This is a genomic window from Leminorella richardii (assembly GCF_900478135.1).
Lineage (GTDB): Bacteria > Pseudomonadota > Gammaproteobacteria > Enterobacterales > Enterobacteriaceae > Leminorella > Leminorella richardii.
The window spans coordinates 2210056-2222424 of record NZ_LS483470.1; the positions used below are offsets into that span (position 1 = coordinate 2210056).

Genomic DNA, 12369 nt, shown 5'->3' on the forward strand with positions numbered 1-12369 from the left:
AGCTTCTGTAGATGACGCGTTATCTCGCGCGCTTACTTATTTACAATCAATAGACTACCGGATTATCCGCCTCTGACTACTGAAAAAAATGTGTTTGAACAGAAAAAATGCAGAAAAGCAGAAGCGCTAAGACCTCAGCGCCTTCAACATGTGTTCATCAGCGGTAAAATTGAAAGGCAGAGCCCTCTTTTGATGATATTCTTACGCTCAAACGATTCATTCACGGCCTCGGTTTATTCTAAATAACAAGCATGAAAGACGAAAAGCAGCAGCCTACGTTCTACGTTCACGACTATGAAACTTTCGGCATTAGCCCGGCGTACGATCGCCCCGCACAGTTTGCGGGCATTCGAACCGATGAAGATTTCAACATCATTGCCGATCCCCAAGTCGTGTACTGCAAACCCGCTGACGACTACCTTCCCGACCCAGATGCCGTCATGATAACCGGCATTACACCGCAGGAAGCGCAAAGCAAAGGCGTCCCCGAAGCCGAATTTTCTCAACAGATCCACGAGCAGTTTAGCCACCCTAACACCTGTATTATCGGCTATAACAACGTGCGTTTTGATGACGAAGTCAGCCGCAATCTGTTTTATCGTAACTTTTTTGACCCCTACGCCTACAGCTGGCAGCAGGGCAACTCGCGCTGGGATCTGCTCGACGTAATGAGAGCCTGCTACGCCCTGCGTCCAGACGGCATCGAGTGGCCGCTGAACGAAGACGGGCTCCCCAGCTTTCGCTTAGAGCACCTGACCAAGGCTAACGGCGTCGAGCACAGCCACGCGCACGATGCGATGTCTGACGTCTACGCGACTATTGCTATGGCCAAGCTGGTGAAGCAGGCTCAGCCGAAGCTGTTTAACTATCTGTATCAGCATCGCGCTAAGCGAAAAATCGCTACCCTTATCGACATTGTCGACATGACGCCGCTAGTGCACGTGTCCGGTATGTTTGGCGCACAGCGGGGAAACACCAGCTGGGTTTCACCGCTGGCCTGGCACCCAGAAATGGACAGCGCTGTTATCGTCTGCGATCTGGCGGGAGATATGTCACCCCTGCTAGAGCTGGATGCAGACACGCTGCGCGAGCGGCTGTATACCCGCAAAGATGAGCTGCCCTCCGGTCAGTCCCCTATTCCGCTAAAGCTTATTCACACCAACAAGTGTCCCGTTCTGGCTCCAGCCAAAACGCTGCTGCCGGAAAACGCCGAACGGCTGAACATCGATCGCCGCCGCTGTCTGGAAAACCTCCAGCTATTAAAACAGCACCCAGAAGTCAGAGAAAAAGTCGTCGCAGTCTTTAGCCAGTCGAGGCCGTTTCCTCCGGTGTCTGACGTTGACGGCCGCCTGTACGACGGCTTCTTTAACGACGCCGACCGAGCCGCTATTCGTATTATCCGCCAGACCAAACCGGAAAACCTGCCCGCCCTGGATCTGAGCGTGAGCGACAGTCGTCTGGAACCTTTGCTGTTTCGCTTTCGAGCGCGGAACTATCCGCACACGCTGGACGACAGCGAACGCCGGCGCTGGCACGCACATCGACAGGAAGTGCTCACGCAGGATCGCCTGCAGCGCTATGCAGAAAAGATTGAAGCGCTGGCCCAGCAGCACGCCGACAGCGAAGAGAAGATCGCGCTGCTAAAACAGCTCTTTCTCTACGCCCAAAAGCTGGTTGGCTAGCGTTTAGCTAACGTTGATAGAAGGAAAGCGCGACAGCGCTGTTTTTAACATTACCGCGTCCTCTCGAATTACGGGACGCGTTTAAATCAGGTGACAGGGTGATTGCGTTGAGGTCCGGCGCTGCGCTGGCAGTCTTTTCATTCATACTTTGGGGCATTACGCCGCTTTACTATCGGCTGCTTCCCGGTGCCTATCCGCTTGAAATGCTGGCTCAGAGAGTGCTTTGGTCGGTGCCTCTGCTGCTGTTAGTCCGGCCGCTGTTTGTGCACCGAACCCGATGGAAAGAGGCCTGGCAAGATAAGCGATCGATTCTATTTTGCCTGCTCGCCACCGTCGTTATGGCCATTTCCTGGTGTACCTTTACCTACGCCTTAACGCACGACCAGGTGCTGGCCGCTAGCCTCGGCTATTTTATCAATCCTTTGTGTTCAGTCCTGCTGGGAACGCTGTTTCTTCGAGAACGAATGACCATTGCACAAAAGCTGGCGGTTGGCTTTGCTATCGCCGGAGTAGCCTATCAGCTTTTACAGTACGGCCAACTGCCCGGGCTGGCGCTCCTTATGGGTTGTGCGTTTGCTCTATACGGTCTGATCCGCAAGTTTATCCGCTTTGACATCATCACTGCCCTGACGATAGAAACCCTATGGCTAGTGCCGGTAGCGTTGGCTGTCGTAGTTATTCTACCGATGCGCGGTGAAAGCCAGCTGGTAGGAGCCGACCTGCAAACCCATATTTACTATGCGCTCACCGCACCTGTTACCCTATTACCGCTGATGTTCTTCGCCGCTGCTGTCAGGCGCACGACGCTCATCACCGTGGGGCTAGCGCAGTACATTGAGCCTACGCTACAGTTTTTACTGGCTATCTTTCTGTTCAACGAAGCGTTCGACAGCGTTAAAGGCGTCAGCTTCAGCCTGATTTGGATTGGCCTGCTGTTTTGCGTATCAAGCATGTTTAGCCAGTGGTTTAGGCAGTGGAGAAGCAAAAGGCAGGCTGTCTTGAGGTGAATTCAGCCCCCAGACAAGCGATACCCTGTGACGGCCTGGCTTTACTGATTGCTGGACAGCGGTGGCTATCATTAACGATAGCCACGGGGAAATGGCGTTTTTCTCACGCCGTTCAGCGGAGTTTACTGATGGCTGGCCATCTTGGCGACAAGATAATCGTAAAGCTGCTCGGCAAAGCACTCGGCGTGTTCTGTTTTCACTATCAAATTCAGGAAGTAGTGCTGATGCTCCAGCTCTTCAATCTGTGGATGAGAGCACATAAAGAACTCCACGTAAGAGAGATAGAGCCTTTTGATATCATTCGATACCGCCTCTATATCCATGGAGTAGTTAGTGACGTCGTAGAAAATACTCGCGTATTCCTTGTCGATACGACCAATTTTAATAAAAGGCGCGCGCATCTTTTCGCACTCTTGCCAATGAATAGCGCTATTTTTGCTATCGGTATAAATAAATTTTGTCATAATTTTTCTGAAAGCGATGTCTTACTTAGCAAAGCAAATACGCCATCCACGACCTGCGCCATGCGCAGATAGTTGAGGCGATCTGCCGAATCTCCTGCCTGATGATACTGATAGTTTCTATAAAACGCAGTATCCGTAATCATTACCGCGGGAATATCCCGCTTCCAGTAGTTAAAATGATCGGAAAAATCTACGCCCGTTACGCGCTCTGGCGCATTGAGTGAATAAACCGGTAACTCACTAACGGACAACAGCGCAGATTTTACCCGCCTAACTGAACCCATATCGCTGACCCGACCAACCACAGCGATAAAATCACCCTGACGGGGATAAATATAGCCTAGCACAGAAAAAGGGTAGCTCTGGCTGTCGGATTCAGAATTAAAGTAGCCAATCATTTCCAGCGCAATCATCAGAGAAACGGAGCGTTTAGACTGGCTAAATGATGCGGCGTGTACCGCACTTCCCATACTCTCGGTGCGAAAAAACGGAGGCTCTTCCAGAGTGTATGCAACCAACTCAACGCCCACGTTCAGAGGCGCATCTTTTAATAGACGTGCCAGTTCTAATATTCCTGCAATACCACTGGCGTTGTCATCCGCTCCCGGCGTGTGGCTCTCCGCCCCATAGCCCTTTTCATATTGCACGGCCAGGTCAACGTCAGCATGTGAGTCATAGTGTGCCCCTACCACAACTGTTTCTCCGATTTTCGAGCCGAAACGGGCAACAATATTGCGGTAGCGCTTTTGTTCTACATAGTATTCTTGTTCGAACACCTCAGCGCCGCTTTCTTGTAGCACCTGTTTGATATAGTCCGCCGCCGCATTTAAGTTTTCAGCTTGCTCAAAGCTGCGTGGGTACACTGTCTGTGATAGATAGCGCACATGGGCTTCCAAACGGGCGGGATCTGCCTGCCGTTTAGCCGATGGCTGAGGCGTCACGAAAGGCTGAGTAAGGATAAACAATACTGTCAACACAGCGACAGTTAACGCCAAAAGAAAGAGTAATGAAGCACGCTTCGTGGATATGGGCAGGGGCATAATTTCTACTAGTAAACGTCGTTTACGGTTTTCATCGGTATCTTACCTAACCTATCTCATCCTTTGAGTCTCATTCAATAGACAATCGCTATATGACAGCAATCGTACGATAAAAGAGCTGCCTCTTTAAAAAGAGGCAGCCCGTTCATATTTAACGCTAGTTCACCATATCCTGGCACTCTTTCGTCATGCCTGCTGTGTCACTACCGTAAAAATAGTTCCAGTAGGCACGCTTTGTCATAGCAATAGGCAATAAACCACTGCTTCTCATTCTCTCAAGGACATAGGCCTCTTTCGGGGAAAGATTGTCCTTTTCGATAAACATTACCGTTTCAAACTCGTTAAGTCCGACTTCACACGCCTGAGGTAGTGGATAGGAAGTCTTACCCTGTTGATAGTCACTCTTGTTCAGGCTATCGCCCTTTTGCCAAACGGATGCTGCATAGCTGCAATAGTTTGCTAGCGCTTTTTCACCCTTCAGGCTTTTCAGAGAGTAAAGGTCTTTGTCCATTTCCTGCGTCATGCCGCGCAGTTTGGACTCGTCGTTCATGCTAGCCGACATTTTTTTCTGAAACGACGTGCGATACTGTAAACACACCTGTGGCACCATACTCTCAATATGGGCTGTCAAAGCATCCTGATTCAGAGACATGGTGTCCTCACAGGATTCGCCGGTTTTGTTTTGAGCAATAAACTTTTGCTCCAGCAGCTTTCTCTGCGCCTGACGATCTTTCCCCTGCAGTTCTGCCGGCACTTTATCGCCAGCGGCCTGCATCAAACTGGGTTCAGTCATAAAGTCCACCATCACTCGGCAGCTCTGCGGCAGACGAGGATCGTAGCTATACTGTTCGGTTGAAACACAGGCAGAAATCAGCAGGGAAGACGCCGCAATGCTCCACAGGGCAATAATATTTTTCGTTTTCATAGAGATGAGTCCATTTCATCGTTAATAGCAATGGAATAAAGCACAGATCATAACAACCAATTTGCAATAAGAAAAAGCGTTAGCGCAAAAAGTGGGAAAATTAGCACATAAAACAGCACAGAAACCCGCGCAACGATAGACGCCGACAATATTTTGTTTATATCACTACTGCAAGATAGCTACCGTTTATGCACATATTCGCACCTGATACTGAAAGCCTTGCGTTTTTTACTACGTTTAACCTAGCGAGACTGTAGCAACATTCCCACTTTTACGCATTTATTTGCCAGCACCTCAGGATTTTTCTTAAAGAGGTAATTACTATGAACGCGCTTGACTACCATTTCAGCTATCGTGTTGACTCTTTTCTGTTGCTTACTTTCAGAAAGAGGCTCTTTTTCTATTTTGAATACCTGCGACTCTAACCGAACTAGGTTCTCTTCACAGGGCTGAGGCAAAGGATAGGCGGCTTTTAACTTACGGTACTCGTCTTCTGTTATGGGGGCATTTTCTTGCCAGACAGATATCGCATATTCGCAGAAGTTTTTTAGAACCGCTTCTCCTCTTACGCTCTTAAGCCGATAAAGATTGCTGTCCTCTTGTACAATACGATTCGCTGTATATCTCTCACCAAATCCTTTTGCATCCATTTTTTCTTTAAAAAGAGTGCGGTACTGTAAACAAATAGGGGGAATAAATTTATCTATCTTAAGTTTCTCTATCTCCCAGCCTAAAAACAGCAGGCAATCCTCCTCACTCTTGTGAGCGTTAAGCATCATTTCTTCCACCCACCTGCGTAGACCATCGCGTCCCTGCCCTTTTACCTCGTTAGGAATTTTATCCTCTCCGGCAGCAACAATGGCAGGCTCCGTCATGAACTCAGCAACAGCACGACAGCCCATTGGAAGTTTAGGATCGTAACTGTATTCTTTATTGCTACAGGCACTGCTCAATAACGCAAATAAAAACAGGGCAATGGGTATATATCGTTTCTTAATTAACATAGTAGTTGCATCCATTCTAAAAAGCGCCAGAGTCAAAAGTAAAAGACTAATGCCCCTGGGTAGGGAAAACATTAAATACCTGGCTTATCTTCCCACCATCTCAGCACATTCTTTAGCGATGGATTCACGATCGTCGCCGTAAAAATAGTTCCAATAGGCGCGCTTAACCATAACTTTCGGCAAAACCTTACTGCTTTTTATAAATCCCAACGCGAACGCATCATTAAACGAAAAAGAGTCTGGCTTCTTAAAAAAAGCCGCCTCCAGTTCAGACATTTTGTCTTCACACGCCTGAGGTAGCGGGTAGGCCTGCTGTCCTTTGCGATAGGTGTCTTGAGTAACAGACTCCTCATTTTGCCAAACGGAAAGAGCATAACTACAGTAGGCTTTCAGCGTCTTTTCCCCCTTCACGCTCTTGAGCAGATAGATGTCGCTGTCATTTTTTATCTGCTGACGCTTCGTTTTAGAGCTATCCCACTGACTTCCTTCCACTTTGTCTTTAAATAGTGAACGATATTGCGTACAGACAGGCGGCATTATCTGCGCCATGTCAATCTTCACAATGGCTCTCTCCAAAAGTCGATTGCAGTCCTCGGCACTCTTATCGGCACTGAGTATATTTTTCTCTACTAGCTGGCGCTGCTCGTGGCGAGTTTTTCCCCGAAGCTCCTCAGGTACAGAGTCACCACTGCTCTCAATCATTGAAGGCTCAGTTATTAATTCAACAACGCTGCGGCAGCTCATTGGGAGCTGAGGGTCGTAGCTATATTTTTCAGTCGAGGTACAGGCTGCAGTCAGCAAAACCAGAAAAGAGATGGAGCTAAAGGCGGACATTTTCTTCATAGACATGGTGATAAATCCTTTTAGTAGAGGCAGACATAGTTTAAGCAATATAATAAGTTAAACGAAAAAAGACTTCACTGGTTATAGTTTCACACGTGAAATAATTAGCAAAAAAAAACCGCAGCCCATTCAGCACTGCGGTTTTTTTCTGGTGCACGCCTATGTCTCTATTCCACTTTCAGCGGTTCCGGCAGCACTTCCTGCACAGGAGTTTTCCCCATATTAGCGCCCAGCGTCGGCACCGGACGGCGAAAAGCTCGGGTAATAAAGACCAGATAGAGAACCCCTAACCCGCCCCAGATCAGCCCCAGGCGCAGAGAGTCTACTTCCAGATTCAGCCAGAGGATGAATATCATCAGCGCGCCAACCAGCGGCATAATCAGAAAGCTGAACACATCTTTGGCGGTCTTGTTGCGCTTTTGGCGAATAAAGAAGAACCAAAATACTGAGATGTTTACAAAGCTAAACGCCACCAGCGCGCCAAAGTTAATCAGCGAGATGGCACTTTCCAGATCCAAAAACAGCGCTAACAGGGCAATCACACCAACGAGCAGAATGTTGCTGACCGGCGTTTTCCATTTTGGATGCACATAGCCAAAAACCTTTTCCGGCAGCACATTGTCGCGCCCCATAACGTACAGCAGGCGGGCAATACTCGCGTGAGAAGCCAGCCCAGAGGCCAGTGCGCCAACAACAGTACAGCACAGCAGAACGGACTGGAACAGCTTGCCGCCAACGTACAGCGCAATTTCCGGCGTGGCGTTATCCGGGTCGTTAATCAGCGTCAAATCAGGAAAGTAGAGCTGAATAAAGTAGGACACCGCCACGAAAATAATACCGCCGTACAGCGCAGTCAGAAAAATCGCCCGTGGAATAACTCGCTTGGGATCCGGCGTCTCTTCCGACAGGGTGCTAACCGCGTCAAATCCGAGAAAAGAAAAGCACAATACCGTCGCCCCGGCGATAATCGGCACCAGCTTCGCCTCGCTAGAGAACAGTGGCCGGGTCAAATCAACCGGATGCCCCGGCTGGCCCTGGCTAAGCCCTTCCCACACTAGGTAGATAAACACCACCAGAATCGCTACCTGAAAGAAAACCAGCACCATATTCAGGTTCGCTACCCAGTTCACGCCGCGCAGGTTAGTCAGGGTCATGATAGCAATACAGCCAACAACCCAGATCCACGTCGGCACGCCGGGGAACAGCGCCGTCAGGTAAATTTTTGCCAGCAGCACGTTGATCATAGGCAAAAACATATAGTCCAGCAGGGACAGCCAGCCCACCATAAACCCGACATAGGGGTTAATCGCCTTTTGCGAATAGGTATAGGCAGAGCCTGCCTCTGGGAACTGACGCACCAGCTTGCCGTAACTGATAGCGGTAAACAGCACCGCCGCCAGCGCGAGAATATAGGCGCTGGGTACGTGCCCTTCCGTCTTGCCGGAAACAATGACAAATGAGTCAAAGACGGTCATGGGCGTCAGGTACGCCAAACCGATGACAACGATTTGCCACATTTTCAGCGAACGCTTGAGCTGAACGCGATTAGTTACGGGTATGGATGTAGCGGATAAACTAATGGACATAGCCGCATTCCCCCGTGCTCTCAACTTTTTTACTTAATCGAACGTAAAGTAGAGAGGCCGCTGGGGAATGACGCATCGGGCGGCTAGTATAAGAAGAAGGGTAACATCGACTGGCAAAGAGCTGGACGTTCGGGGCGCCATAGTCACTGCGGCGGTATGACATACCGACGCAGAGAGGTGGTTTAAGGATGAATACGCTCATATTTATTCCTTATTCAATAAGTTACCGACTGAGCCGGTATATACGAATAATTATTAACCTCGGAATAAGCCCTATAACTCTTTATAATATAATGAGTTATAACCATTTTTCTCTGGCCGGATGCAAAAAAATAACCGACATTCTGTCATGCCGGTTATTCGTTGTTGGCTGCATTTTGCATCACATTTTTCCCCTTGCCAATAGGTGAAAAAAAATAATTTTTCTTTTTGCAAAAATATTTTATAAATACATTAAAAACAATAGGTTAAAATAGTAAAATTCGCTATGAATTTCTTCTTTTTCGTGGCTGTTTTCCCTTTATTTCGTCACAATCTTGCCCGGTTCTCAGAAAAATTTTGAAACCATTTATCCTGTGGTATATTTTTGTGATCGGTAGCACAATTCAATTTTTGATTTGTATGATGAATTAAAATGTAATGCAGAGGGTAATACCATGCTTCCCTTTTTGGGCTTTTGCTGGCAGTACGTTAGAGCCTTTGCGCTGATTTATCTTTGCCTGCTGGTAGGCAATCTGTGCGCAGACTTTATTCCATTTGAAATTCCCGGCAGCATCATTGGTATGCTGGTTCTGTTTGTGCTGCTGTCTTCGCAAATCCTTCCCGCAGCGTGGGTCAAACCCGGCTGCTATCTGTTTATTCGCCACATGGCGCTACTGTTTGTCCCGATTTGTGCGGGAGTAATGAAGTATTATCCTCAGTTGGTGAGCCAGCTCGGCCCACTGGCCGTTTCCTGCCTGATTAGCAGCCTTGTAACGATGGTAGTTGTAGGATACTCCTCCCATTTTCTACACGGGACAAAGCGCTCACGCGGCGAGAAGGAGTCTTCATAATGTGGTGGGCAATTCCTCTGACCATGATAGCGTTCTACGGCGCCCGTCAACTGGCTATCAAGCTTAAGATGCCGCTGTTGAACCCAATGCTTATCTCGCTGCTGATCATTATTCCCCTGCTACTGCTGACCCATACCAGCTACGACAGCTACTATGCGGGCAGCGCCCCCATGAACGCCCTACTCCAGCCCGCTGTTGTCGCGCTAGCCTTTCCGCTGTACGAACAGCTGCACCAGATCCGGGCGCGCTGGAAATCTCTGCTTCTTATTTGCTTAGTCGGGAGCGTGCTTGCTATGGTCAGCGGCGCTGCCGTTGTGCTATGGCTCGGCTCTTCGCCGGAAATCGCCGCGTCGGTATTGCCGAAGTCCGTCACGATGCCGATTGCCATGGCGACGTCCCACGCCATCGGTGGTATTCCCGCGGTCAGCGCTATCTGCGTGATGTTTGTTGGCATCTTCGGCGCCGTTTTTGGCTACCCCATCCTTAAACTCTTGAGAATTACGACGCCTGCCGCCCGAGGCCTGTCTATCGGTGCGACAGCCCACGCCCTCGGCACCGCCCGATGTGTAGAGGAAGACTATCAGGAAGGCGCCTACAGCTCGCTGGCGCTGGCTATCTGCGGCGTGATTACCTCGCTTTCTGCTCCACTGATATTCCCTATTTTGATCCAGCTATTTTCTTAATCGCTCAGGCCAAAGGCAGAATTGCCTTTGGCCTTACACTGTACAGCGCAAGTCTGTTGCAATTTATTACATCCCACTCGCAGCAAGCTGCAACGCATTCGACTATACTTGGCTCCCCAAGGGGATTGCCCCCGGCTATTCGCCAAAAGTGTCACACGGCTCTCAATAATCAACAAAACGTTTATCTTTTCATAACATTGACTGTACATTTGAGCCGAGTCTCTTAAAATAGCGAACGCCAATGGGCTTTGCCCGATGATTCTTTCAATTACCCGATACCGAAGAGCCAACCTCATGGAACTCGAATACGAAAGTAAACGTCCGCTGTATATCCCTTATTCCGGCCCCGCCCTTCTTGAAACGCCCCTGCTCAACAAAGGCAGCGCATTTACCGACGAAGAGCGAAGCAACTTCAACCTGCACGGTCTGCTGCCTGAAGCCATCGAAACCATAGAAGAACAGGCTGAACGCGCCTATAAGCAGTTTCTCGGCTTTAAAACCGACATTGACAGGCACATCTATCTTCGCAACATTCAGGACACCAACGAAACTCTGTTTTATCGACTGATCGACAGTCATCTGAGTGAGATAATGCCGGTCATCTATACGCCAACCGTTGGCGAAGCCTGCGAACACTTTTCTGATATCTACCGTCGCCACCGCGGCCTGTTCATCTCCTACCCTAATAAAGACAATATTGATGACATGCTGCAAAACGCCACCAAGCAAAACGTTAAGGTGATCGTGGTCACCGACGGCGAACGTATTCTGGGTCTTGGAGATCAGGGCATCGGCGGCATGGGTATTCCTATTGGCAAACTCTCTCTTTACTGCGCCTGTGGCGGTATCAGCCCGGCCTATACTCTTCCGGTCGTGCTTGACGTTGGTACTAACAACCAGCAGTGCCTGAACGATCCGCTCTATATGGGGTGGCGCCACCCTCGTATTACCGGCGACGAGTACTACGAGTTTGTCGACGCCTTTATCAACGCCGTTAAGCGCCGCTGGCCTAACGTGCTGCTACAGTTCGAAGACTTTGCGCAGAAGAACGCCATGCCGCTGTTGACTCGCTACCGCGACGAGCTGTGCTGCTTTAACGACGATATTCAAGGTACTGCCGCCGTCACGCTGGGCAGCCTTATCGCCGCCAGCCGGGCAGCTAACAGCCAGCTGAAAGATCAGACTGTCGCTTTCCTCGGCGCAGGTTCTGCAGGCTGCGGCATCGCCGAGCAGATTATTGCTCAGATGATCGCCGAAGGCCTCAGCGAAGCGGAAGCGCGCGAGCGTATCTTTATGGTTGACCGCTTTGGCCTGCTCACCGACCAAATGCCTACACTGCTGGATTTCCAGGCTAAGCTTGTGCAAAAGCATGATGCCCTCAGCCACTGGCATACTGACAGCGAAGCCATCTCTCTGATGGACGTTATGCGCAACGCGAAGCCAACAGTGCTTATCGGCGTTTCCGGCCAGGCAGGGCTGTTTACGGAAGAAGTTATCCGTGAAATGCATCGCCACTGTGCCCGCCCGATTGTTCTGCCGCTGTCTAACCCAACGTCGAGAGTAGAAGGCCGCCCGGAAGACATTATTAACTGGACCGACGGCGCAGCGCTGGTCGCAACCGGTAGCCCATTCTCGCCAGTGATGTATCAGGAAAAGGTATTCCCCATCGCCCAGTGTAACAACTCCTATATCTTCCCCGGCATCGGCCTTGGCGTTCTCGCAGCCAAAGCTACCCGCGTCACCGACGGCATGCTAATGGCAGCCAGCCGAGCGCTGGCTGACTGTTCACCGCTGGCTAAGTTTGGTGAGGGAGCCCTGCTGCCAGAAGTTGACGATATTCAGGACGTTTCCCGCTATATCGCCCTCAAGGTTGCGAAAATGGCGCAGCTGGAAGGCGTTGCGGTTGTGACCTCTGACGAAGCGCTGCAAAAGGAAATTGAAAACAACTTCTGGAAGCCGGAATACCGTCGCTATAGACGTACTTCGTTCTAACTGTTCTTTCCCAGCGCGGCGGAGAAACGCCGCCGCGCTTTTTTACTCCCGCTTTACTGTTGCATGACTAACGCGTTACTCCCGCAGCTTT

General features: G+C 49.8%; 11 protein-coding genes. 5 read left to right on the top strand and 6 right to left on the bottom strand.

Translation table 11 applies throughout. The features are described 5' to 3' along the window. The first annotated feature begins 251 nt into the window (after nt 1–251). On the top strand, nt 252–1682 hold the full coding sequence (gene sbcB / locus DQM29_RS10150; protein ID WP_111740586.1) for an exodeoxyribonuclease I: 1431 nt from the start codon (nt 252–254) through the stop codon (nt 1680–1682). Nucleotides 1683–1783: 101 nt separating this feature from the next. Then, a complete protein-coding gene (gene rarD, locus DQM29_RS10155) occupies nt 1784–2689 on the top strand; it encodes an EamA family transporter RarD (protein WP_111742064.1) in 906 nt (301 codons plus the stop codon). A gap of 122 nt (nt 2690–2811) precedes the next feature. Here the strand turns inward: rarD and DQM29_RS10160 are convergent, their stop codons facing one another. From DQM29_RS10160 to DQM29_RS10185, 6 genes are all read right to left on the bottom strand, one after another. Further along, nucleotides 2812–3153, bottom strand: coding sequence for a hypothetical protein (locus DQM29_RS10160; protein ID WP_111740587.1), 342 nt, complete (start codon nt 3151–3153; stop codon nt 2812–2814). Beyond that, complete coding sequence (locus DQM29_RS10165) at nt 3150–4193, bottom strand: M28 family peptidase (protein WP_111740588.1); 1044 nt, start codon at nt 4191–4193, stop codon at nt 3150–3152. Before DQM29_RS10165 ends, DQM29_RS10160 begins: the two co-directional genes overlap by 4 nt. 157 nt (nt 4194–4350) lie before the next feature. After that, nucleotides 4351–5118, bottom strand: a complete 768-nt coding sequence (locus DQM29_RS10170) for a hypothetical protein (RefSeq protein WP_111740589.1) — start codon at nt 5116–5118, stop codon at nt 4351–4353. 242 nt (nt 5119–5360) lie between these two features. Continuing rightward, on the bottom strand, nt 5361–6137 hold the full coding sequence (locus tag DQM29_RS10175; protein WP_145960358.1) for a hypothetical protein: 777 nt from the start codon (nt 6135–6137) through the stop codon (nt 5361–5363). Nucleotides 6138–6206: 69 nt separating this feature from the next. Continuing rightward, the gene (locus tag DQM29_RS10180) at nt 6207–6971 is read right to left on the bottom strand and encodes a hypothetical protein (RefSeq protein WP_111740591.1); all 765 of its coding nucleotides are present in this window, start codon (nt 6969–6971) and stop codon (nt 6207–6209) included. Between the two features lie 161 nt (nt 6972–7132). Further along, the gene (locus tag DQM29_RS10185; RefSeq protein ID WP_111740592.1) at nt 7133–8551 is read right to left on the bottom strand and encodes an APC family permease; all 1419 of its coding nucleotides are present in this window, start codon (nt 8549–8551) and stop codon (nt 7133–7135) included. A 656-nt stretch (nt 8552–9207) separates the two neighbouring features. On the opposite strand from DQM29_RS10185, the gene DQM29_RS10190 reads away from it, so the two are divergent. From DQM29_RS10190 to DQM29_RS10205, 3 genes are all read left to right on the top strand, one after another. Then, nucleotides 9208–9603, top strand: a complete 396-nt coding sequence (locus DQM29_RS10190; RefSeq protein WP_111740593.1) for a CidA/LrgA family protein — start codon at nt 9208–9210, stop codon at nt 9601–9603. After that, nucleotides 9603–10286 carry a CidB/LrgB family autolysis modulator gene (locus DQM29_RS10195; RefSeq protein ID WP_111740594.1) on the top strand — a complete coding sequence of 228 codons (684 nt, stop codon included), beginning with the start codon at nt 9603–9605 and terminating at the stop codon, nt 10284–10286. The genes DQM29_RS10190 and DQM29_RS10195 overlap by 1 nt, the downstream gene beginning before the upstream one ends. A gap of 294 nt (nt 10287–10580) precedes the next feature. Continuing rightward, nucleotides 10581–12278 (top strand): NAD-dependent malic enzyme, encoded by a 1698-nt coding sequence (locus DQM29_RS10205; protein ID WP_111740596.1) that lies wholly within the window; start codon nt 10581–10583, stop codon nt 12276–12278. Nucleotides 12279–12369 lie beyond the last annotated feature (91 nt).